15 protein-coding genes are annotated in these 23,131 nt (G+C 42.2%); 8 read left to right on the plus strand and 7 right to left on the minus strand.

The genetic code is table 11. From position 1 onward, the window contains the following. Positions 1-141: 141 nt before the first annotated feature. The gene (dnaE, locus tag DDZ16_RS00810; RefSeq protein ID WP_109262516.1) at positions 142-3,942 is read left to right on the plus strand and encodes a DNA polymerase III subunit alpha; all 3,801 of its coding nucleotides are present in this window, start codon (positions 142-144) and stop codon (positions 3,940-3,942) included. 340 nt (positions 3,943-4,282) lie between these two features. Further along, the gene (trxA, locus tag DDZ16_RS00815) at positions 4,283-4,600 is read left to right on the plus strand and encodes a thioredoxin (protein WP_109262517.1); all 318 of its coding nucleotides are present in this window, start codon (positions 4,283-4,285) and stop codon (positions 4,598-4,600) included. Between the two features lie 240 nt (positions 4,601-4,840). On the opposite strand, the gene DDZ16_RS00820 is transcribed toward trxA, so the two are convergent. From DDZ16_RS00820 to DDZ16_RS00835, 4 genes are all read right to left on the minus strand, one after another. After that, positions 4,841-6,244 carry a NupC/NupG family nucleoside CNT transporter gene (locus DDZ16_RS00820; protein WP_109262518.1) on the minus strand — a complete coding sequence of 468 codons (1,404 nt, stop codon included), beginning with the start codon at positions 6,242-6,244 and terminating at the stop codon, positions 4,841-4,843. Between the two features lie 111 nt (positions 6,245-6,355). Next, positions 6,356-6,958, minus strand: a complete 603-nt coding sequence (locus DDZ16_RS00825; RefSeq protein WP_109262519.1) for a bifunctional nuclease domain-containing protein — start codon at positions 6,956-6,958, stop codon at positions 6,356-6,358. Positions 6,959-7,067: 109 nt separating this feature from the next. Continuing rightward, a complete protein-coding gene (locus DDZ16_RS00830) occupies positions 7,068-8,051 on the minus strand; it encodes a lysylphosphatidylglycerol synthase domain-containing protein (protein WP_109262520.1) in 984 nt (327 codons plus the stop codon). 5 nt (positions 8,052-8,056) lie between these two features. Further along, a complete protein-coding gene (locus DDZ16_RS00835) occupies positions 8,057-9,034 on the minus strand; it encodes a lysylphosphatidylglycerol synthase transmembrane domain-containing protein (RefSeq protein ID WP_109262521.1) in 978 nt (325 codons plus the stop codon). A 218-nt stretch (positions 9,035-9,252) separates the two neighbouring features. Between DDZ16_RS00835 and rsmA the strand changes: the two genes are divergently transcribed. Both rsmA and mgtE read left to right on the plus strand, forming a co-directional pair. Beyond that, entirely contained in the window at positions 9,253-10,029 is a 777-nt protein-coding gene (rsmA, locus tag DDZ16_RS00840; protein WP_109262522.1) for a 16S rRNA (adenine(1518)-N(6)/adenine(1519)-N(6))-dimethyltransferase RsmA, read from the plus strand. Between the two features lie 44 nt (positions 10,030-10,073). Further along, complete coding sequence (mgtE, locus tag DDZ16_RS00845; protein ID WP_109262523.1) at positions 10,074-11,438, plus strand: magnesium transporter; 1,365 nt, start codon at positions 10,074-10,076, stop codon at positions 11,436-11,438. An 87-nt stretch (positions 11,439-11,525) separates the two neighbouring features. Here the strand turns inward: mgtE and nagB are convergent, their stop codons facing one another. Beyond that, a complete protein-coding gene (gene nagB, locus DDZ16_RS00850; protein WP_109262524.1) occupies positions 11,526-13,472 on the minus strand; it encodes a glucosamine-6-phosphate deaminase in 1,947 nt (648 codons plus the stop codon). 421 nt (positions 13,473-13,893) lie between these two features. On the opposite strand from nagB, the gene DDZ16_RS00855 reads away from it, so the two are divergent. Continuing rightward, a complete protein-coding gene (locus DDZ16_RS00855; protein WP_109262525.1) occupies positions 13,894-14,622 on the plus strand; it encodes a FadR/GntR family transcriptional regulator in 729 nt (242 codons plus the stop codon). 423 nt (positions 14,623-15,045) lie between these two features. Here DDZ16_RS00855 and murQ read toward each other — a convergent pair whose 3' ends face one another. Further along, on the minus strand, positions 15,046-15,876 hold the full coding sequence (gene murQ / locus DDZ16_RS00860; RefSeq protein ID WP_109262526.1) for an N-acetylmuramic acid 6-phosphate etherase: 831 nt from the start codon (positions 15,874-15,876) through the stop codon (positions 15,046-15,048). A gap of 38 nt (positions 15,877-15,914) precedes the next feature. Beyond that, positions 15,915-16,751, minus strand: a complete 837-nt coding sequence (locus DDZ16_RS00865; protein ID WP_109262527.1) for a BadF/BadG/BcrA/BcrD ATPase family protein — start codon at positions 16,749-16,751, stop codon at positions 15,915-15,917. An 844-nt stretch (positions 16,752-17,595) separates the two neighbouring features. On the opposite strand from DDZ16_RS00865, the gene DDZ16_RS00870 reads away from it, so the two are divergent. Genes DDZ16_RS00870 through DDZ16_RS00880 form a run of 3 tightly spaced genes read left to right on the plus strand, consistent with a single transcriptional unit; the run spans position 17,596 to position 23,125 of the window. Next, on the plus strand, positions 17,596-20,664 hold the full coding sequence (locus DDZ16_RS00870; protein ID WP_109262528.1) for a golvesin C-terminal-like domain-containing protein: 3,069 nt from the start codon (positions 17,596-17,598) through the stop codon (positions 20,662-20,664). A gap of 20 nt (positions 20,665-20,684) precedes the next feature. Beyond that, a complete protein-coding gene (locus DDZ16_RS00875; protein ID WP_109262529.1) occupies positions 20,685-22,157 on the plus strand; it encodes a glycosyltransferase family 2 protein in 1,473 nt (490 codons plus the stop codon). A 2-nt stretch (positions 22,158-22,159) separates the two neighbouring features. Continuing rightward, positions 22,160-23,125, plus strand: a complete 966-nt coding sequence (locus DDZ16_RS00880; RefSeq protein WP_109262530.1) for a DUF4922 domain-containing protein — start codon at positions 22,160-22,162, stop codon at positions 23,123-23,125. Positions 23,126-23,131 lie beyond the last annotated feature (6 nt).

The raw sequence follows: 23,131 nt of genomic DNA on the forward strand, positions 1-23,131 counted from the left end.
GCATTAAAACAGTTTTGTGGTTCTCTTGTTGGTTTTAATCCATCAACAGATAATTTTCATCAACGGGGCATCAGGATTAATTTTTTTCCTGCGGATTTTAGATAATTTTGTAGATCATAAGAAACATCTCAGCTACGCTATATGGATTTGATACCTTTTACACACTTACACGTTCATTCTCAGTACTCTATACTTGATGGGGCAGCCAGTGTCGGCGACCTTGTTGGTAAGGCTAAAGATGACGGGATGAAGGCCCTTGCCCTTACCGATCATGGTACAATGTTTGGCATCAAAGAGTTTTTTGATACCTGCAAAAAGCAGGGGATAAAACCCATTCTTGGATGCGAAACTTATGTGGCTGCCCGTACAATTTATGACAAAACTGACAGTAAATTGGACGGACGTGGCGATCATCTGATTTTGCTGGCCAAAAACCCCACAGGTTACAAAAATCTTTTGAAGTTAATATCCGTAGCTAATGTGGAGGGGTTTTATTATAAGCCGCGCATCGACAAAAAATTGCTGGAGGAGCATCACGAAGGTCTGATTGTGACTTCAGCTTGTATCGGTGGAGAGGTGCCTCAAAAGATTATGGCTGGAGACATGGAAGGCGCCAAAGAGAGTATCCTTTGGTTTAAGCGTGTATTTGGGGATGATTATTATCTTGAGCTCCAACGACATCCTGCCGAGGAGCAAAAAGCCCGGGAGAATGTTTACAATAATCAGGTGCTGGTTAATGAGAAGTTGATTGAGTTATCCAAAGAGCTTGATGTTAAGCTGATTGCAGCCAATGATGTACACTTTACAGATGCTGCGGATGCAGAGGCCCATGATCTTTTGATTTGCCTCAATACAGGAAAAGATTTTGATGATGAAAACCGGATGAGATATACCAGGCAGGAGTGGTTTAAGACTACTGCTGAGATGAATGAGCTGTTTAAGGATGTTCCTGAGGCTGTTCGGAATACAGCCGAAATTGCCGAAAAAGTAGAGGAGTTTGAATTGAACTCCGCACCTATTATGCCTTTCTTCTCTATTCCTTCGGACTTTGGGACTTTTGAAGGGTATAAAGAAAAATTTCCGGAGGAAGCATTACGTGAAGAGTTTGGCGATCGTTATGATGCTCTCGGAGGAGATTTTGAACACCTTATCCGAGTAAAATTGGAATCTGATTACCTGGCTCATCTGACTTACGAAGGAGCCAAAGACCCTATGCGATATGGTGATCCCATTCCTGATGGTGTAAAAGAACGTTTGGATTTTGAGCTGAATACCATTAAAACCATGGGTTTTCCCGGGTACTTTCTCATTGTCCAGGATTTTATTAATGCTGCACGGAATATGGGGGTTCTTGTTGGACCGGGACGTGGGTCTGCTGCGGGCGCAGCAGTTTCTTACTGTGTGGGAATTACCAACATCGATCCCATTAAGCATGACCTCCTTTTTGAGCGGTTTCTGAATCCCGACCGTATATCTATGCCGGATGTGGATATCGACTTTGATGATGACGGACGTCAATTGGTACTCGACTGGGTGACCGAGAAGTACGGACGTGACAAAGTGGCCCATATCTGTACATTTGGTACTATGGCAGCCCGTTTGGCCATAAGAGATGTAGGGCGAGTATTGAAATTGCCCTTACCTGATACAGATAAACTTGCCAAATTGATTCCGGAAAAGCCCGGAACTAAGCTGGCCAATGCCTATCAGGAAGTGCTCGACAGGGAATCAGAAACCGGAAGTATTGATGCTGCTCTGGGGAAGATTGAAAATGAAATAAAGGCAGCTCGTAACGCCGGTAATGGAAAGCTTGAAGGGAAACTTGAAGTTTACAAAATATTTGCAGAACGTATAAAAGAGGCCCGGACTTTGGGAGAGGAGAAAGTCCTCAAGACAATGGACCTGGCCTGCACCCTCGAAGGGTCTGTCAGACAAACCGGCGTACATGCCTGCGGTGTGCTGATTGGCCGGGATCCTCTTGAGCAACATATACCTCTTATTCCCACCAAGGAAGAGAGCCTGATGACCACCCAGTATGATGGTCGTTATGTAGAAGCCATTGGCCTTTTGAAGATGGACTTTCTGGGGCTGAAAACGCTCTCCATCATAAAAGAAACCCTCGAAAATATTAAGTTGTCGAAGGGGATCGATATAGATATTGAAAAATTACCTGCGGATGATAAGGAAGCTTTTGAGCTTTTTGCCCGCGGCGACACCACTGCAATATTCCAGTTCGAGTCTCCGGGAATGAAAAAACACCTCAGGTCTTTGCAGCCTAACCGATTTGAGGATCTTGTGGCTATGAATGCTTTGTACCGTCCGGGACCAATGGAATACATTCCCGACTACATTGCACGTAAACACGGTCAGCAGGATATCAACTACGACCATCCTATGATGGAATCTTACCTGAAGGATACCTATGGAATTACTGTCTTTCAGGAGCAGGTGATGCTTTTGTCGCGTGCTTTGGGTGGGTTCTCGCGTGGTGAGTCTGACTCCCTTCGTAAAGCCATGGGTAAGAAGCTTCTGGATATGATGGCCAAACTTAAGGATAAGTTCCACGATGGCTGTCTGAAGAATGAAAAGTTTATTGAAGGATGTAAGGAGGTTGGTAAGAAGCCGGAAGAGTTGATTGAAAAAATCTGGAAGGACTGGGAAGCTTTTGCCAGTTATGCCTTTAATAAGTCGCACTCGGTTTGTTATGCTTATGTAGCTTATCAAACAGGATATCTCAAAGCCCATTACCCTGCGGAGTTTATGTCGGGAGTGCTGAGCCGTAACCTCAATGACATTACCAAAATTACCACCTTCATGGAGGAATGTCGTCGCATGGAGCTGGCTGTTTTAGGACCTGATGTGAACGAGAGTTTCCGGAAATTTACGGTAAATGCCGAAGGTGCCATCCGGTTTGGAATGGCCGGAATTAAAGGTGTTGGAGCCGGTGCTGTGGAGGAAATCATCCGAAAACGTGAAGAGGGTGGACACTATAAAGATATGTTTGACTTTGTTGAACGGGTAAATTTGCAAACTGTTAATAAAAAGAACATAGAAGCCCTGGCTGCTGCCGGAGCTTTTGATAATCTGGATGAATACAACAGGGCTCAGTTCTTTGCCATCTCCGATGGGGAAGAAGGAACGTTCATTGAACGTTTACTTCGATACGGGAACCGTTATCAGGCAGATAAAGCATCAAACCAGGTATCGCTTTTTGGTGCTGCCGACATGACAGGGGCTGTTAAAAAACCAGCCGCACCCAATGTGCCTGAATTTACAAGTATTGAAAAGCTTGGTAGAGAGAAAGAACTGATTGGTATTTATCTTTCTGCTCATCCGTTGGATCGTTTTAAACTGGAGCTTAAGCACTATTGTAATATGACTCTCAGTGATTTGAGTGACCTTTCTGCCATCAATGGCAAGAGCTTTATTGTTGGAGGTATGGTTACCGGAATAAGACGAGGGGTTACCCGTATGCGTGAGAATCCTTTTGCCATTATCACCATGGAAGACTATTCGGGATCGCATGAATTTGCTTTATTTGGACGAGATTATAACGACTACAGCAAATTTCACAATGTTCCCGATGATGGGAGTATCTTCTTATTGGTAAAAGGTAAAGTCCAACCCAGGAAATATCGTCCTGAGGAATTAGAGGCTAAAATCAACTCAATGTCGTTTTTAAATGAAGTACTGGAGACACAAGTGAGCAGTTTGGCGCTTAATATACCCGTTGATAAGATAACCGATGATCTGGTGAATGAACTGGCGAATGTGATGCTGGAAAATAAAGGACATGTGTCCTTGAGATTTAATGTATTTGATCCTGCAAATGAACATTATAAAGTGCAGATGCTATCACGATCGGCACGGATCGATTTGTCTCAAAAAGATGTGCTTCAGTTTTTTGATGAGCATCCCGAATTGCAGATAAAGCTGGGCTAGAGATGTTTGATGTCATTTTCGGAAGGACCGTAAGGCTTTCGCAAAAATTAATTATCTTTGAACAAGGACAGCCAAATGGTGTTAATTGGATATTGTTGTTTTGGGGATCGTCAGACTCCGCTAGTTAGTGCCTGTCTATAAAGCCGGGAAAGTTTGTAAAAAGTCATGTGTCTGGTCAGAAAGTGCCAGTTGCAAGGCTTGCGAAGCCGCCAAAAGCGGAGTTTACTTTGGTAAATGAGTATTTTGGCGGCAAGCGTAACGCAGCAAGTGGTACTTTATGGACAGACTCTAGTTAGAGTGAGATGAAATAAATAATTGAAATAATTTAAATAATTTAGTTATGACTGTTGAAGTAACCGATGCCAATTTTGAAGAGATGGTATTGAAATCAGACAAACCTGTATTGGTTGATTTTTGGGCTGAGTGGTGTGGGCCATGCCGGATGGTAGCTCCCATTGTTGCTGAATTGGCCGAGGAATATAAAGATAAGGCCATCATGGCAAAAATGGATGTTGATTCCAATCCTGATACTTCAGTGAAGTTTGGAATCCGGAATATTCCAACTATTCTGTTTTTTAAAGGAGGAGAAGTAGTGGACAAACAAGTTGGGGCTGTTCCCAAAGCTTCTCTTGCATCAAAACTGGATGCTATTTTGTAGTTGCAATTTTTAAGATATCAAAAGGCGGCTGCTCCATAAATCGGAGCAGCCGCCTTTTTTGATTATTTATCTTTTACAATAGATCGTTAGTCCCGATGCTTCGGGATAGATATTAGATGTAAGATGATTCGTATCATGCTGAAATTCTGCACATAAACAAAAATGAGAGTGCTCTTGTAATCAATTGATTACGAATCTATTGTAAAAGTTTAACGAAGTATTGACCTATTGAGAATTGATTTATCCCAGTATCATCCCGATTATGGTAGCTGAAAGCAATGATGCTAAAGTGCCGGCCAATAAGGCTCTCATTCCGAGTTGCGAGAGCAGAACTCGTTTGCCGGGGGCAAGTGCACCAATTCCTCCAATCTGGATGCCAATCGAAGCAAAGTTGGCAAAACCACAAAGTACGTAAGTGGCCATAATAATGGATTTTTCCTGCATAAAGGCGCCGGTCTCTTTAAGCTCTCCCAGACTTACATAACCAATGAATTCTGTCATGATAAGTTTTTCGCCTAAAACACGGCCCACCAGGTCAATGTCCTCACTGGCAACGCCCAATAACCACATAAGAGGGGCAAAGACATACCCGAGGATAAACTCCAGTGACAATTCGTTGTATTGGCCATTAGTGGCTGATGTAATTAGTTCATTAACGGTTGTCCAGTCGCCTATTTTTACGAAAATGTAATTGAGCATAGCAATAAGAGCAATGAAAACAAGGAGCATCCCGGCAACATTCACCGCCAGCTTAATGCCTTCAGTGGTTCCATTTGAGATAGCATCCAGAACATTTTTGCCTATTTTTTCTTTTGGAACACTAACCTCTTTGCTGATAGCTTCGGTCTGCGGAACCAGCATCTTGGAAATGATGATAACTCCGGGAGCAGCCATAATAGAAGCCGCTAAAAGGTGCTTGGCATAGATTAACTCCTGAACAGGATCGCCACCTCCCAGTACTTTTATGTAAACGGCCAGGACGCCACCTGCCAGGGTTGCCATTCCCCCTGCCATGACCAGCATTATTTCGGAGCGGTTCATTTTTTCCAGATAGGCTTTGATCATAAGCGGAGACTCCGTTTGTCCCAGGAAAATATTACCCGCGACAGACAAACTTTCAGGGCCCGATATTCTGAGTAACTTAGTCATCCCCAAGGCCAGAAAATATACGACCTTTTGAATGATGCCGAAGTAAAAAAGAATACTGGTCAGGCCTGAAAAGAATATGATGGTGGGGAGAATAGTGATGGCAAAATTGAGTAATGGTTCCTCAATTTCACCGGTCGTAAAGCTCTTAAATAGAAATTTGGCTCCTGCATCCGAGAAGCTCAGGATTTTTACAAAGACTTTTCCCAGTACATCAAAGGCCGATTGCACAAAAGGTACATATAGAATGGCCAGAGCCAATGCTAACTGGATGGTTAGTCCGGTAATGACAACTTTCCAGGATATGGCCTTCCGGTTGGAGCTGAAAATCCAGGCAATAAAAATGATAAAGGCCATTCCGATAATTCCCCTGAGGAGACTTTCAAAACCAAAACCACCTCCGGCAGCAATAACCGGATTACTATTGGCAAAAAGGGATGTGGGGATAAAAAACAGGAGTAAAAGAGCAGGTAATACTCGTAACAGAGGTCTTTTCATTCGTTTTTATTGTCTGATTGGCTTTCTTTTCTGAGGTTTTAACTGCTTATTGACCAAAATGAAGGCCGAAAGAAGGGGGCAATTCTGGTCTTTTTTGATCTTCTCAGGAAATTATTTTTTTCTGCGCTCAATTTCAGCTTTTATTTCTGAGGCCTTTTCATAATTTTCTTTGTCGACTGCCTCGTTAAGAAGGTCTTTTAGCTCTTGCATGGATTTTTCTTCCATTGGGCTCTTTGTCTTCTTTGTCTTTTCCTCTGGCGATTTTTTCTCCTCCTGCTGAGGGGCTTCCTGATCACCAAAGTCGAGAACAATCCCGGCTTTCTCCATAATGTCTTCAAATGTATATATGGGGCAGTTGAATCTTAAGGCCAGAGAAACTGCGTCGGATGTCCGGGAGTCGATACGAACTACTTCGTCGTTGTATAAGCAAACCAGTTCGGAATAGAAAATACCCTCCTCCAATTTATAAATAACAACTTCCAGTATGTCAATCTTAAACGCTCTTGCAAAATTAAGAAACAGGTCGTGTGTCAGAGGGCGTGGTGGCTCCAGGCCTTCAAGTTTGATAGCTATTGATTGAGCTTCTACAGCACCTATAATGATGGGAATGCGTCTTTCACCTTCTTCTTCGGCCAATACCAGAGCATAAGCACCTGATTGGGTTTGGGAGTAAGAGAGGCCTAATATGTTTAGTTTAATTTTAGTTTTATCCATAAAAAAGTGGTTATTGCATTCGCAAATCTCTCGTACGATAACAAATATAGAAAATTGTTTTGACAATTGAGGGGGTTGTCGGAAATCGCCCTAAAATTAAGGGTTTTCCTTAAACCGGGAGGGTTCTTTTCTGAATCTTTTGTTTAAAAACAGATGGAATTGATGACAGGGATGGCAAAACAGCCGGAATGCCCAGGTTGAAAAACCACAATAATAAAGAGGACATTACAATGGCTGGCCCGGCAAGTTCTGTTTGACCAAAAATAATAAGAGCCAGAGAAGCCCTTAATCCTAAATCCCCTGCTCCGGTTGAAGGAAGGAATGATAAAGCTCCATAATAAATAAAGACAGACAGAAAGCCGTTCCGGATATCATTCAGCCCGAAAAACCTTAACAGAAGATAAAACTGAAATGAAAACACAAGGAAGCGTAATGCGGTCAACATTGTTATCCGAACAAGGTTGCTGATTCTGTGTTCTTTAAAAACCAATACGTGTGATTTGAATTTTTCAGAAATATTGCCTGACCAGAGATGATGTCTCATAAGCAAAAATACGATAATCAGGACTGTGGCGACCACTCCCCAAGTCCAATAGCTATCAGTTTCTGAGTAATAATTGACAAACTTCTCTTTCAGAGGATGGTTGTTGATGCCTGTGGCAAATAAAGCTGCTACTGCCGCCACTAAAATAATTACATTCTGAATTATGCTTCCGGCAAAAGAGAGAAGAACAACTCTCCATCTTTCAGTTGTTTTGAAAAAAACGGATTTTCCAATGGGGTCTCCCGCTCGTGCAGGAGTTATCATCCCCATTTGAATGCCTTTAAGAACCTGATAAAAAGATTTCCAAATGGATATGTTGGAAATGGGTGCAATCAGCAATTGCCATCTTCTCGACTCAAGTCTCAGATTTATGAAAAGAAGAACCAATTGAATGCCCATCAGTCTGAAAGCTTCAAGCCGATGATTACTTAAATAGTCTCCGAAGCTGTTCCAGTTTTCAAGGTTCCACAAGCGATATACCACCCAGGTTATTGCGATGAATGAAATTAGAGCGAGAAATCGCTTTATGAATCGGGGACTAATTTGCATGGGGGCTATTTTTTGTTAAAAATTGGCAGGGCCACCAATGATAGCAGTCCGGTAATCACAATCATTCCATTTAGGGAACCGTGGACCAATAGGGCAAACGCAGCTGCCTGTGGGGCCTGGACTCCAAAGAAAAGAAGTGTGGATATGACCATAAAGTGCCATGGGCCTATACCTCCCTGGACAGGGGCGACCATGCCAAAACTTCCGAAAACAAAAACCGCCAATCCTGCTCCCGCCCCAAGGTTCCTGGTGAAAGGAAACCCAAAAAAGCAAACATAAATCATTAGGAAATAGAGGGTGAATATCAAGAGGGTATGAATGAAAAACATGGGTTTGTTTTTTACATTCTTGTATGAGAAAAGTCCCTCTTTAAATTTATACCATAATCCTCTAAGTCTTACAAATATTTTTGAATTGGAAATGTTTTTTCTGAAAGCGTAAACAAGAGCGATTGATAATCCTAAACTGAATAGGAACCATATTGATGAAAAGAAATTACCTACTCTGGTCAGGTCTATCTTATTGTTTACTACCTCTACAAAAGCGTTGTATTGCAATACAATCATCAGGGCAAGTGATAAAAGCAACATGATCAGGTCGAGTACCCTTTCCGTAACAACAGTTCCAACCAAACGTGAGAAGGAAATCTCTTCATAGCGGCTCAATACTGCACACCGGGATATTTCTCCCATTCGGGGGATGGCCAGATTTGCCAGGTAGCCAATCATAACAGCCAGAAAGGTGTTGAAAGTGCGTGGCCTTTTTTCAACCGGTTCGATAAGCATTTGCCATCGGATTGTGCGGCTGACATGACTCAGCAGTCCCATTATTAAAGAGAGGAAAATCCACCCGTATCCTACGTCTTTTTTTAGTATTTCTGTCAGTTTCTCGGGATCCTGGTCTTTGTATAGCCACCAGAGAATGATAATGCCGAGTGACAAAAAAAAGAAAACACGTAGCCCTTTGCTTATAGATTTATTCATTGTCCTGTTTATGCAAACCTGTCACAAGGGGGGTGGCAGGAAAAATTAACTTTCAAAAGTATTTATTCGGGTTTTATTGCACAAAATATGTCGGATGTGGAAGATTACCCCACATAAAAATTTTACCTTTGCGCCACAAACAAAGTGCAATTTTACAAAATACGGGTCTTTTGGCCAAATGTTTTGTTTTTTATCAAAGTTGTTCGTTACCATGGAAGATGAAGAGAGTCAAAGCAAAAAAATACCTGGGCCAGCATTTTCTCAACGATCAGCATATAGCTATGCAAATCGTAGAGGCATTACCTATTCCACCTTACAAAGTTCTGGAAATCGGGCCTGGAATGGGTGTACTTACAGAGCACCTTTCACAAAAAAATGAAATTGATCTGTCCCTGGTAGAGCTGGATGCCGAGTCAGTTGCATATCTTACCACGCATTATCCCCAACTTTCAGACAAAATAATTGCCGCGGATTTTTTGAAGATGGATTTATCCCTTTTTTTTGAAGGGGAATTTTCTATTATCGGCAATTTTCCCTACAATATTTCCAGCCAGATATTTTTCAAGGTATTGGAGCACCGCGATCAGGTGAAGTCTGTCACCGGAATGGTTCAACGTGAAGTAGGACGAAGGTTAACATCCGGCCCCGGCAACAAGGAATACGGGATTTTAAGCGTGTTTATGCAGGCCTGGTATAATGCAGAATATCTTTTTACGGTTGACGAACACGTTTTTTCACCTCCTCCCAAAGTTAAATCTGCTGTAATCCGCTTTACCAGGAATGATGTTACCGATTTAGGCTGCGATCCGGGTTTGTTTCATAAAGTGGTTAAAACAGCTTTCAATCAGCGACGTAAGACCATGCGAAACAGCTTAAAAACCTTTGGAATATCTGATGATTCTGAGGATGTTAAAGCTCTATTGCAAAAAAGACCGGAACAATTGGGGGTCGAAGAATTCGTTAAACTAACTAATATTGTTGGTGCGTCTATGTAAAAGATCCGAGTCATTTTGTTGAACTACTAAAAAGAAACAGGGGTATGGCCAATTTTGAACTTACCAGAGAATTTGTGGACAAATTGAAAGCCCTGATTGAAAATCAGGACAATGAAGGTGTTTCGCAAATACTTGAAGATATACACCCTGCCGATATTGCTGAGCTTTATGAGGAGCTAAATATAGACGAGGCCAAATACATATATTTTCTTCTTGATGATGATAGGGCAGCGGATGTTATTATTGAACTGGATGAAAATGACCGCCTTAAGTTTCTGAAAGCTCTTCCCAGTGATGTGATCGCCCACCGCTTTATCGATAAAATGGATTCGGATGACGCGGCCGATGTTATTTCCGAATTTGACAGTGAGCGCCAGCAGGAAGTTTTGTCGCACATCGAAGATGTTAATGTTGCCGGCGATATTGTTGACCTTCTTAACTACGATGAGGATTCTGCCGGTGGTTTGATGGCCAAAGAGCTCATTAAAGTTAAGGAGAATTGGAGTATACCAACATGTTTGCGTAGTATGCGCCGCCAGGCTGAGGAAATTGATGAGGTTTATTATGTTTATGTGGTTGATAACAATGGGGTACTAAAGGGTACACTTTCATTGAAGAAGATGCTGCTTAGTTCTGCCGATAAGCATGTTAGGGATATTTACTATCCTGATGTCATCTCTGTGGGAGTAGATGCAAGTTCGGAAGAGGTGAGTAATATTATGAATAAATATGATCTTGTTGCCCTTCCTGTTGTCGATCAGGTGGGACGACTTGTGGGGCGGATTACCATTGACGATGTGATGGATGTAATGAGGGAGGAAGCAGAGAAGGATTACGCCCTGGCTTCCGGTATTACGGGAGATGTTGAAGCATCTGACAGTGTTTGGCTTTTAACGCGGGCAAGGGTTCCCTGGTTGTTTATCGGTCTTATAGGGGGCTTGTTTGGGTCACGTGTGGTAGGCAGTTTTGAAGGGGTTCTGGATATATATCCTCAGCTTGCTTTTTTTATGCCGTTGATTGCAGCCATGGGCGGAAATGTGGGAATTCAGTCCTCCGCGATTGTTGTGCAATCGATAGCTGCCGGAACCACTGGATTAGATTCCCCGTTAAGGAGGTTGATCAAAGAATTTAGCGTCGCTTTTTTAAATGCAACGGTTTTGTCTGTTTTGGCTTTTGGTTACAATTACTTTTTAGGGTCGCCTGATGCCTTGACTCTTACAGTTTCGGGAGCTATGTTTTCAGTGATAATATTTGCATCTGTATTTGGGGCACTGGTTCCTTTATTGTTGGATAAAGTAAAGATTGACCCTGCCGTGGCAACCGGACCTTTTGTTACTACAATTAATGATATCATTGGTATGGGGATTTATCTTACCATTGGAACATTTTTTTACGGTTGGTTGACCTGAAAATAAAAAGGCTGCAAGAGAATGATGGCATGTAATCTTTTCATTCTCTTGCAGTCTGCTTTCCCTTTGGGGGGAGCATTTGCCTGGTTACTTCAAAAACGATTCCTCATCATCGAAAGGATACTTTACAAATGCTTCGATGGCTTCATATTCAGTGAGTCCTAATTTATCGTATAAGCGGGCTGTTGTTCTGTTTCTTGCTTCTGATCTTTGCCAAAACTCCCTGTTGTCTTCTCCCGGAAATACCGGAAAGTCCTTTTGAGACTGGTGTTTGAAAATGGCTTTTCGTTTTCTTTTGAGTTCTTCGGGACTGATGGGAATGGCCATTTCGATGTCCTCTACATCCCACTCCTGCCATGCACCCCGGTACAGCCATACATAGGCGTCGTTAAGCCAGGTGTCTCCTGCTTCTCTTATTTGACGAATGGCTGCAAATATAATCTGGAGACAAACTTCATGTGTGCCATGGGGATCTTGCAGGTCTCCGGCAGCAAAAATTTGGTGAGGTTTTACCTTGCGGAGAAGGTCAACCACAATTTTTACATCCTCATCAGCCATTGGATTCTTTTCTACCAAACCGGTTTCGTAGAAAGGTAAATAAAGAAAATGAACGTTTTTTTCTTTCACACCGCAATATCTGCAGGCTGCTTCAGCTTCCCCCTGACGAATGAGGCGCTTTATATTTTTCACATACTGGGTGTCGATATCGTCCGATTTTTTAGATTTCAAAAACTTCACTAGTTCCTGGTGAGCTTTTTCATGATCGGGCGAAAGGTTGTTTTGGCTTTTCATCAGGTCAACAGAGAATGATGAGAAGCGAAGGGCATCATCATCAAAAACAGCAATGTTGCCTGAAGTTTGATAAGCAACATGAACGTCATGCCCCTGGTCAGCCAGTCGAAGGAGGGTACCCCCCATTGAAATAACATCGTCATCAGGGTGGGGACTGAAAATAAGTGAGCGTTTTACAGCCGGTTCGGGCCTTTCGGGACGCGTCTTTTCGTAGGCACCCGGTTTTCCACCCGGCCAGCCTGTGATGGTGTCTCTTATTTGTCCAAATACTTTGATGTTTAAATCGTAAGCGCCATCATACAAAGCAAGAAGATCGATTAGTCCTTTTGCTTTGTAGTCATCATCGGTGAGTTTTAAGATGGGTTTTTCAAGTTCCAGACTTAACCAAATAACCGCTCTTTTCACCATTTTGGGCGTCCATTTCACCATCCCGTAAATCCAGGGAGCTTTGGTTCGTGATAACTCGGTAGTCGCATCCTCGTCTGCATATATGGTAACTTCGTCATGAAGTTGAAGGAATGACGCCGGGACCTTAGTAGTGACAGGTTCTTCTATCATTTTCTTCAATATCACTGATTTATTTTTTCCCCATGCTGTCAGGATTATTTTTCTTGCATTAAGTATGGTGCTAATACCCATGGTGATAGCTCTTAAAGGAACCGATTTTTCGCTCCCAAAGTCTTTTGCAGCATCGGCAATGGTTATGGGATCAAGTTTTACAATTCGGGTTGTTGAGTTGATGGCCGAGCCCGGCTCGTTAAAACCAATGTGACCGGAACGCCCAATGCCCAACAGCTGGATGTCAATACCGCCTTGATCCTTGATTTTCTTCTCGTATTTTGAGCAGTACTTTTCAATTTTATTAATCGGTAGAGAGCCGTCGGGGATGTGTATATTATCCTTTGGGATATCAATATGGTCAAAAAGTTGTTCGTTCATAAACCGCACATAGCTGTTCTTATTCTCAGAAGACATGGGGTAATACTCATCCAGGTTAAATGTTACCACATTTTTGAAGCTGAGGTTGTCCTCGTTGTGCATCCTGATGAGCTCTTTGTAAACCATTACCGGAGATGAACCTGTTGCAAGTCCCAATACCGTTTTTTTGCCCTGAGCCTCTTTTTCTTTGATGAGATCGGCAATGATTGAGGCAATTTCTTTGGCTCCTTCTTCTTTGCCTTCAACAATATTTAAGGGGAGCTTTTCTACCGGTTGATCTGTAAAGTGAATTGATTGAGTCATAGCCTTACATTTTATTTTGTTATTGATTGGTATTTTAAAGTGTTTTATTTCTGATTAATGAGTTTCGTTAAAATGAGTGTATTACGAGAAGGTCATACAATCACATGTAATATATCCTTTAAAAGTAAAAGATTCACCATTCTCTTCAAAAACGGAAGAAAAAATCTATATTTGTATGTTTTTAAGAGCGATTGGCATGTTCTCTTGTTATTGAAATTTCAAAATTGATTGATTGCCTTTTAACTTCCGGATGTTTGCCTTTCACGCTTTTATCCCCTATTTCCTTCCTTTTGTCAGGGAATCCCGGGGAACAAATGTGATGTGGGATTTGAATAATTGGGGCAAACTAGTGGTTTGTTTTGCTGGTTTTTCGCCAATATTGTGTTGAAATTTGTTAGTGTATTCATTTTAATTGTTTTAGATGGACGATATATTTGGAAAGATAGGAACCACTCAAACTCTGAGTCAGAAGATTGAGAGAAAGATAGAAGAAGCCATTCGGCAGAAAAAACTTCTTTCCGGGGCCAAGTTGCCTTCTGAAAAAGAACTTTGCGAACTGTTTGGTGTGAGTCGTACTGCTCTCCGTGAGGCATTGCGCCGCCTCAACGCCAGAGGCCTTATTGAAATCCGGAAAGGTAGCGGAATGTATGTTTCCGAAATCAAAATAGAGGATGCTGTAAAGTCTCTCAATCTTTACTACGACTTGAGTTTTGATTCCAATCTTATTTCTCAGATAATTGATGTTCGACGTATCTTCGAGCCTGAAATTTCCAGGCTTGCTGCCCGCAATCGGACTGATGAGGATTTGAAAATCTTGCAGGATGGCATCGAAGATCTTGAGAGTTGCGATCCGGATAACACCCAAAAAGAGGTGGATACCATTAACCGTTTTCATATGAGCCTTGCTAAGGCCACCGGTAATCCTATCATTATCATTAGCCTGGAGCCCATTTATTCTCTTTTGCCAAGAATGCGCAATTTTATTTATGCCAATGTGGAAGGGGAGAAGGAATTTACCATCGATGCTCAGAAAAAAATATTGAAAGCGGTAGAAGCCCGGGATGAAGACGCTGCCTTCGCGGAAACTGAAAAGTTGGTTATTCGGAATCACGAGGTTTATGACAGGTACCTTAAAAAGGTGCTTAAATAGACCGGTAAAATTCATAATCCAAAGGAGTTTTCAAAATCAAATAAGCTTTTCTCCGTGGTCCTCATTTTTAGAGGACCTTGTTTTATTCTGAGTTTTGGGATTCTGTTATGGCGGGGGGGTATTCATGGGTTTAATACAGCCTTTTGTTATCCACAGGCTTAGGGGGCTTGCAGTTCTTTACAGGCTTTGATATGAAAAAACAAAGGATCTATTATTAAACGCATGCGGTTTCTTTCAAATTTTAATTTTGTGCCTGTCCATAAAGTCCCGGTTGTTTCGTTACGCTTGCCTGAAAATTACTCATCCCGAAGGATCGGGACTCCGTGTTTTCGAGCTTCGCTCCCGAAGCCTCGGGATTGCAACTGAAAATTTCTGACCAGGCACATGACAACTCAGTTTCAAAGCCGACTTTATAGACAAACACTATTTAGATCTTTTGTAGGCATCGATGGCCTTTTTTACAGAGCCATGCTGAATCAATAAGTCTTCGGCATCGTCTTTCTTTAGGCCCAGCTCTTCCATGAGCATTCTGGTTCCACGCTGAATTAATTTTTTGTTGGTCAGTTGCATGTTTACCATTTTGTTGCCTTTTACTTTACCCAATTTGATCATTAATGTGGTCGTGATCATATTGAGAATCATTTTTTGGGCCGTTCCGGCTTTTAATCGTGTGCTTCCCGTAATGAATTCAGGACCGACAATAGCTTCAATGGGAAATTCTGCAGCTTTAGCAATCTCCGATCCCGGATTGCAGGTGATGCATCCGGTCAAAAGGCCATTAGTTCTGGCATTATCAATCCCCCCAATAACGTAAGGTGTAGTGCCTGAGGCAGCAATGCCGATGACCGTGTCCATCTTATTAATATTATACCCCTTTAGCTCCTCCCAGGCTCTTTGGGGATCATCTTCCGCATCTTCAACAGCTTTGCGTAAAGCAACATCTCCGCCGGCAATCATGCCAATTACCAAAGTATCAGGCACACCAAAAGTGGGTGGCAATTCAGAGGCATCCAGAACCCCAAGGCGACCACTGGTCCCTGCTCCCAGGTAAAAAACCCTTCCTCCTTTTTTCATCCTTTCTACAATGCGCACGATCAATTGCTCAATTTGGGGCAGGGCCTTGTTTACGGCTTGATGAACCTTAGCGTCTTCCTGATTGATGCTGTGAATCAGGTCGGATACCTCCATCTTTTCAAGATTTTGGAATTTGGAAGGCGATTCAGTTATGCTTAGAGTAAATTTATTATCCGACATTTTTTATTTTTTTAAAGTTCCTGTGTAATTAGAGGTGGTTATTTTAGATGGAAATTTATTAAACCATCCATAGGGTCTTTAATAATATTCCCAAGTTTTAATTTGTGCTTTTCCAGTGCCTTATCAAGCAGATCTCTGAAATAATAAGCAATGCTGCCTGTAAAATGAACCGGGAGTTCCTTTGCCTTCTTGTATTGGAGAACATTTCGTGTTAAAAAATCATCAAATGACTTTATCACCAGCTCCTGCAGTGCTTGTTCATCTTTGTGTTCAGAAATAAACTTTGTGAAACCTGCGGCATACCTGTTTGGAAAAGGCTTTTTGTAAATATTTTCCAGTATTTCGGCATAGCTTGTTTTGTATTGGTTGAAAAATGTCTCCTGTATATAGGGAGGCAGTTGGTTTTTAAGGACATCGGCCAGCAGTTTTTTTCCTATTACTGCACCGCTGCCTTCATCCCCCAGTATAAAACCCAGAGGTGAAACACTTTCCACAATTTCTTTTCCATTATAATGACAGGAATTTGAGCCGGTTCCCAAAATGCAGGCAATTCCTTCAGAGTTTCCGCAGAGGGCGTGAGCAGCAGCCATTAAATCGCTTTCTATTTCAAGTTTCCCGGTATTGAAAAACTGATCGAGAGCATTGAAGGCCACTTTGCTTATCTCAGGATTGGCGCATCCTGCACTGTAAAAATAAATTGCATCGAACGTTCGTTCCCCGAAGGTGAACTCATTTTTCAGAGCCTGTACAATGGTGACTTCATCCTGGTAGAAGGGGTTGATTCCGGCTGTTTGGATTATTTCTTTTTTCCCGGATTCCTGATTTAAAAGACACCATGTTGTTTTCGTAGATCCACTGTCGGCTATTAAAATCATAAGGGAATGATGTATTATATGTTTGGTTTTTAATTTTTATTAGTTTCCTGTCTCTGGGCTTTCTTATATTTGTTTTGGCAGATATTTGGGTTTAAAGCTCATGTGATTGCTTGTTTTTTGCCTGTGCAAAGCTACAAAAAAAAGTTTAGTTTTGATATCATATAAGATGTATTACAAATTTTTGTTTGTTGAAAAAATGTTTCTACTTTTGAAAACAGAAATTGACAGTTGTTTGTGATGAGTTGTTTTTTTGGTGGATAATTTATCATTGTTTTAATTTTATAATGAGTATCCGTTTTTATACCCAACTTGAAAGCAGACTCGCCGAAAAGGACGGCCTTGACCGGTGAGCCAAAAAAACAAGTGAAGATGGCGTTAAAAAATCTTTTCTGTTTGAGCCGATAGGCGAGTTTAAAAGATTTTAGCCATCAAACGCTGTTTTTTTGAGTGAAGCGGTCACAGCCTTGACTTTTTTTGATTACTTTTTTGTGTCAAGACAAAAAAGTAATTGGGGTTTAAGGGGCAAAGCCCCTCTATAATTTCAATTAGGTAAATAACCGGATATTCCTATAATGGAGTTATTGACCGAAACCCAAATACCTTGTTTGTTAGTTGATTCTGATTTTTGGTTTTGTTTATTTCTTACTCGGGGATACACAGGCTACCCAACTCTAAACAAGTTACGAGGATGGCTTCTTTGAAGCAACTTTTTTGAGAGATATGTTACAGAGACTGGCTATGAAATTAATTTTTTGGCTTTGTCTTTATAGGCAATATGGAGAATTTTATCTTTTTACCATTAAAATCCGCCTGTTAAACCAGGAGGGGTTAATACAAAAAACAAATGAAGAGGCTTTTACAGTTTAAGTTTATTTTGATCCTTGGTCTACTGACGATCTATGCAGGAGACGTGTTTTCTCAATCAGGGAAAAGAGATCTGAGAATTGCAAAAAAGGCCATGGATAAAATTCAGGATGGACCTGACTTATTTAGAAGTTGGCAATACATGGGACAGATGTATGTTGATTCTGTGGCAGCAGATGTGACGAATGAAACACTTGCGGTTTTTCTTTCTCCTAATGTTGCGCGTGTTCCTATCCGTGAAGTCTGGATAAATTATATCGAACAATCAATAAAGAATCAGATTGGGCGGCGTTTTCGAAAATACAATCTTCAAATGTTTTGTAACGGGAAACCTCTTGAGGAGTTTGTGCCTGTTTATTTTAGGGAATCGCTTCCCACTGACACTTTAAGAATTAAAGGGACGGGACTTAGAAAGTCTCTTGTAAAAAGAGCTGATGAACCGTTTTTTGAATCAGGGCTAACCAATAATAATATAGCCATGTGGGCCAGTCATGGTTATTATTATGAATCGGAACTGGACCGTTGGGAGTGGCAGAGAGCGAGATTGTTTGGTACGGTTGAGGATATTTATCCGTTTTCATTTACACGCAACTTCCTGGTACCAATGCTTGAAGATGCAGGTGCTAGTGTTTTTCTGCCCCGCGAAAGAGATACACAGACCAATGAGGTTATCGTAGATAATGATGGATCTTCTGAAGGAAGTGAGTTAATAATAGAGAATGGAGTCCGTGAAATAGTGAGTTCTTCTGAAAAAGGATTCTGTATGAAGGATACTTTATTTAAAGGTGAAAATCCTTTTCAAATGGGAACCTTCCTGCAAGTCCATCCTTCTTCAGAAAATTCTTCAAATATCACCTATTTACCAAATATACCTGAAGATGGCGAGTATGCTGTTTATGTTTCCTATGGAAAAGTGGAGGGTGCCCTTAACAATGTGCCATACCGTGTGAATCATTCCGGAGGAACGACCCGTTATTTTATTAATCAGCAAATGGGATATGGAACCTGGGTATACCTGGGAACCTTTTACTTTAAGAAGGGCAAGAATGCAAAGACGGGATCCTTAGAAATTGAGGTTCCGTACAAAGCATCAGGAATTGTCACCACCGATGCCGTTCGCTTTGGTGGTGGAATGGGCAATGTTGCCAGACGCCCGGAGGATTCCTATATTAAAAGAAAATGGTCTCTGAACGATCATCAGCAGCAGAACTCGGAAGTTGATTTAAGCGATTCTGTTACCTATACTCCTAAGTTGAGCGGAAAGCCACGCTGGATGGAAGCCGGCAGGTACCGGATGCAGTATGCAGGTGTACCTGATACCATCGTTTACAGTTTGAACGATAACAAAAATGATTACAACGACGATTATCAGTCACGGGGGGAATGGGTGAACTATCTTATGGGCAATCCTAACGGGCCTTCAAAAGCACCTGGAACTCCCGGATTGAATATTCCTGTTGATCTTGCTTTTGCATTTCATACAGATGCCGGGACTACACCTGGTGATTCGGTTATCGGAACACTTGGTATATACAGCTCGGTTACCAACGATGGCCAATTTCCTGATGGAAAATCCCGCCTTGCCAGCCGGGATCTTACCGATGTGATTCAATCTCAGATTGTATCCGATGTCAGATTGACCTTCGACGATGAATGGACCCGCCGGGCTATGTGGGACAAACAGTATTCAGAAGCGTATAGGCCAAATGTGCCCACCATGTTGTTGGAATTGTTGTCGCATCAAAATCTGGCTGATATGAAATACGGACTTGATCCGCGTTTTAAATTTACTGTGTCCAGAGCCATTTATAAAGGGATGGTGCGCTTCCTGTCAGCGCGTGAAGGGCGCCGGGCGGTTATAAAACCTCTGGCTCCCGATCATCTCTCTCTCATTCAGGTTGAAGGCAAAAAGCTGAGGTTAAGCTGGAACCCGGTGGAAGATCCCCTAGAGGAGAGCGCTGTGCCTTCAGGATATAAGGTGTATCAAAGAATTGAAGACAATGGTTTTGACAATGGCTTTTTTACTACTGATACCACAATGGTTATTGAACTCCCCGAATGGGGAACCATATACAGCTTCAAAGTGACCGCTCTGAACGATGGGGGCGAAAGCATGGCCGGAGAAACCCTGTCGGTATCTCTTCAGTCCGATTCTAATGATTTGGTGTTGGTAGTCAATGGCTTCGATCGTGTGGCCCCTCCTTCTTTTGTGGATGGAGAAACTGCCGGAGTAGCATGGTGGGATGATGAAGGAGTGCCATGGCACAGAGATATGAGCCACACGGGCAAACAATACGATTATGACCGTTCCTCCCCATGGCTTGATGATGATAGCCCGGGGCATGGAGCCAGTTATGCAGATATGGAAGGTAAAATCATTCCCGGTAATAACTTCGACTTTGTGTTTACACACGGAAAAGCCATTCGCGATGCCGGTTATTCATTTGTTTCGGTAAGTGATGAAGTTTTTGCCTCCAATGGGTTTGAGGTTGAACCTTACAAGGCTGTTGATTTGCTTTATGGCGAAGAGAGAGGGACCGAACCTCTATTTCAATCAGGCGAAAAACAATACAGACTTTTTAGCCCGGAAACAAGGGAGACATTGAAAAAATATCTTTTGTCCGGAGGAAATATTCTGGTTTCGGGAGCTTATATTGGTACCGATGCCGCAGAGAACAAAGACACTGCCACAATTGAATTTTTAAAAGAATTTTTGCACTACCGGTGGATGACCAATCATGCTGACAATGTGGGAAATCTGAAAGTGACAGATGAAGCTTCTGCATTGTTCCTGCCATCGCTCAGCTATAATGTAGAATATCATCCCGATATTTATAAAGTTGAATCGCCCGACGGCATTGAGCCTGTGGGAGATGATGCTTTCAGGATTTACAGGTACGAAAGCAACAATACCTGCGCAGGAGTTGGCTTTTCAGGCCATTATCAAAGTGTAATCCTTGGGTTTCCTTTTGAAGCCATTGCATCAGAAAAGGAGAGGGCTGAATTGATGAAACAGGTCTTACAGTTTTTTCAGAATGAGAATAAATAAAAACGATAAAAAATCAGGATATGCATAACAAAATTTCATGTTTTTTGCCGGTTGCCGAACCGGCCGATCTTAAGCAAACCATTGATGAACTAAAAGCAGTTGATCTGGTCGACGGAATTTATGTAATGATCACCCCTGGAAGTAAGGGCGCAGAGTTGCCGGAAGGTGTTGACTCATTTGAAGTGCCGGCCCTTAACTCCACTCAGATGGTGAAAGAAATAGCAAAAAGGGGTGAGACATCCACGCATGTTTTGCTGTATACCAAATCGCTTCCTCTGAAATTGGGTGCATTGTCGTTGGAGCGCATGGTTCAGGCGGCTGAATATACCGGGGCAGGAATGATTTACTCCGATTATTTTGCATTGAAGGAAGGTAAAATGATACAAAATCCGGTAATTGATTATCAGGACGGGAGTTTGAGAGACGATTTCAACTTTGGTTCTTTGCTGTTTTTCCCTTCTGAAGCGGTTAAAGAAGCCGCAGGCAAAATGAAGGCCGATTATAAATTTGCGGGACTGTATGACCTTCGACTCAAAGTCTCTCAGAATCTTAAGCTCTTCCGTTTGCCGGAATTTCTATATACCGAAATGGAAACGGATACACGTAAATCAGGCGAAAAGATTTTCGACTATGTGGACCCTAAAAACCGGGAGGTTCAGATTGAAATGGAAGTTGCCTGTACCGAGCATCTAAAAGCCATTGGCGGATATCTTAAGCCGGAATTTGAAGAAGTGAAATTTGATGAATCGGATTTTCCGGTGGAGGCCTCAGTCGTAGTTCCGGTGCGAAACCGTGCCAAAACCATCGAAGATGCGGTAAGGTCTGTTTTTAATCAGAATACTTCATTCAAATTCAATTTGATCATTGTCGACAACCACTCGGATGACGGAACTACAGAAATTTTGAAGAAACTGGCCGGTGAAGACAATCGTTTGATTCATGTTATTCCCGATCGCAAAGACCTTGGCATTGGGGGCTGCTGGAATATGGCTATTATGAATGAATCCTGTGGTAAGTTTGCCATCCAACTCGACAGCGACGATTTATATGCTGATGATTCAGTTGTTCAGACCATCGTCGATGCTTTCTATGAACAAAACTGTGCCATGGTGATCGGCTCTTATCAGATGGTGAATTTCAAACTGGAAGAGATTCCTCCGGGATTGATCGACCACAAAGAATGGACGCCTGACAATGGGCGAAACAACGCTTTGCGCATCAATGGATTGGGCGCTCCACGTGCATTCTACACACCTGTATTGAGAGAAATCCGGGTGCCTAACGTGAGCTATGGAGAAGACTACGCCGTAGGATTGGCCATTTCCAGAGATTATCAAATCGGACGGATTTACCAATCTTTATACATGTGCCGTCGTTGGGATGATAACTCAGATGCTTCTTTAGATATTGCAAAAATGAACAACCATAATTTATACAAAGACAGGGTGAGAACCATGGAATTGTGGGCTCGCATTGCTAAAAACAAAAAGTAGTTATGTCGAATGATGTTTCCATGAATACCTCTTTACAGGAAAAAGTTGATCACCTGATTGATGAACAGGTGGTCAACTGGCCAATGGCTAAACCCAATTATGAAGGGCTTAAGCAGGTTAAAATCCGTTCCCTGGAGTTTGGGCCGGCCACCGAGATGAGAGTGCAGTTCAATCCTGCACGTATACGGTCTTCGGCTGCTAAAGTGGATGCAAAATCCATTCAGGAGCGGAAATGTTTTCTGTGTGAAGATAATCTGCCTCAGGAACAAAAAAAGGTGCCGTTCCGGGATGATTATCTGATTTTGGTAAATCCTTTCCCAATATTTCCAAGGCATCTCACCATCCCTCATGTGAGACATACCGATCAGCGGATCAAAGGGCGATTGTCCGATATGATGATGCTGGCCCGGGAGCTTCCTGAATTTGTTGTGTTTTACAATGGCCCCAGATGTGGTGCCAGTGCCCCCGATCATTTTCACTTTCAGGCCGGAAACAAAGGTTTTATGCCAATTGAGAAGGAGTTCCGGTTCCATCCGCGAAAGTCGTTATTGATTGATCACAAGGGTGTACGTGTTTTCTGTGTCGAAAACTACCTGCGCAAGACACTGGTGTTTGAAGGAGAGCAACCCGATGAAATCGAGTGCTGGTTCAACCGGGTATACCGTTTTCTGGATACCATTCAACGAAATGGAGAGGAACCGATGCTTAACATTTTGTGCTCATGGGAAAATGGCACCTGGCGTTTGATTGTTTTTCCCCGTCAGGGACACCGTCCCCGTCAGTTTTTTGCTGAGGGCGAAGAAAAAATTGTGTTGAGTCCGGCTTCAGTAGATTTTGGAGGAGTACTGATAACCCCCAGAGAAGAAGATTTCAATAAACTCAATACCGATCTTGTAAAAGACATCTTTGACCAGGTTACACTGAATAAGCATGATTGGGAATTGGTAAAGAAAATATTTCAAGAATAAAATCTG

The organism is Marinilabilia rubra (assembly GCF_003121985.1).
Classification (GTDB): Bacteria; Bacteroidota; Bacteroidia; order Bacteroidales; family Marinilabiliaceae; genus Marinilabilia; species Marinilabilia rubra.

Excerpts from the sequence above, each read along its gene's own strand:
- DDZ16_RS00835 (WP_109262521.1), bottom strand. The coding sequence starts at position 9,034 with ATGAATAAATCTATAAGCAAAGGGCTACGTGTTTTCTTTTTTTTGTCA.
- DDZ16_RS00820 (WP_109262518.1), bottom strand. The coding sequence starts at position 6,244 with ATGAAAAGACCTCTGTTACGAGTATTACCTGCTCTTTTACTCCTGTTT.
- mgtE (WP_109262523.1), top strand. The coding sequence starts at position 10,074 with ATGGCCAATTTTGAACTTACCAGAGAATTTGTGGACAAATTGAAAGCC.
- DDZ16_RS00870 (WP_109262528.1), top strand. The coding sequence starts at position 17,596 with ATGAAGAGGCTTTTACAGTTTAAGTTTATTTTGATCCTTGGTCTACTG.
- rsmA (WP_109262522.1), top strand. The coding sequence starts at position 9,253 with ATGAAGAGAGTCAAAGCAAAAAAATACCTGGGCCAGCATTTTCTCAAC.
- DDZ16_RS00875 (WP_109262529.1), top strand. The coding sequence starts at position 20,685 with ATGCATAACAAAATTTCATGTTTTTTGCCGGTTGCCGAACCGGCCGAT.
- DDZ16_RS00880 (WP_109262530.1), top strand. The coding sequence starts at position 22,160 with ATGTCGAATGATGTTTCCATGAATACCTCTTTACAGGAAAAAGTTGAT.
- DDZ16_RS00830 (WP_109262520.1), bottom strand. The coding sequence starts at position 8,051 with ATGCAAATTAGTCCCCGATTCATAAAGCGATTTCTCGCTCTAATTTCA.
- murQ (WP_109262526.1), bottom strand. The coding sequence starts at position 15,876 with ATGTCGGATAATAAATTTACTCTAAGCATAACTGAATCGCCTTCCAAA.
- dnaE (WP_109262516.1), top strand. The coding sequence starts at position 142 with ATGGATTTGATACCTTTTACACACTTACACGTTCATTCTCAGTACTCT.
- nagB (WP_109262524.1), bottom strand. The coding sequence starts at position 13,472 with ATGACTCAATCAATTCACTTTACAGATCAACCGGTAGAAAAGCTCCCC.
- trxA (WP_109262517.1), top strand. The coding sequence starts at position 4,283 with ATGACTGTTGAAGTAACCGATGCCAATTTTGAAGAGATGGTATTGAAA.
- DDZ16_RS00825 (WP_109262519.1), bottom strand. The coding sequence starts at position 6,958 with ATGGATAAAACTAAAATTAAACTAAACATATTAGGCCTCTCTTACTCC.
- DDZ16_RS00855 (WP_109262525.1), top strand. The coding sequence starts at position 13,894 with ATGGACGATATATTTGGAAAGATAGGAACCACTCAAACTCTGAGTCAG.
- DDZ16_RS00865 (WP_109262527.1), bottom strand. The coding sequence starts at position 16,751 with ATGATTTTAATAGCCGACAGTGGATCTACGAAAACAACATGGTGTCTT.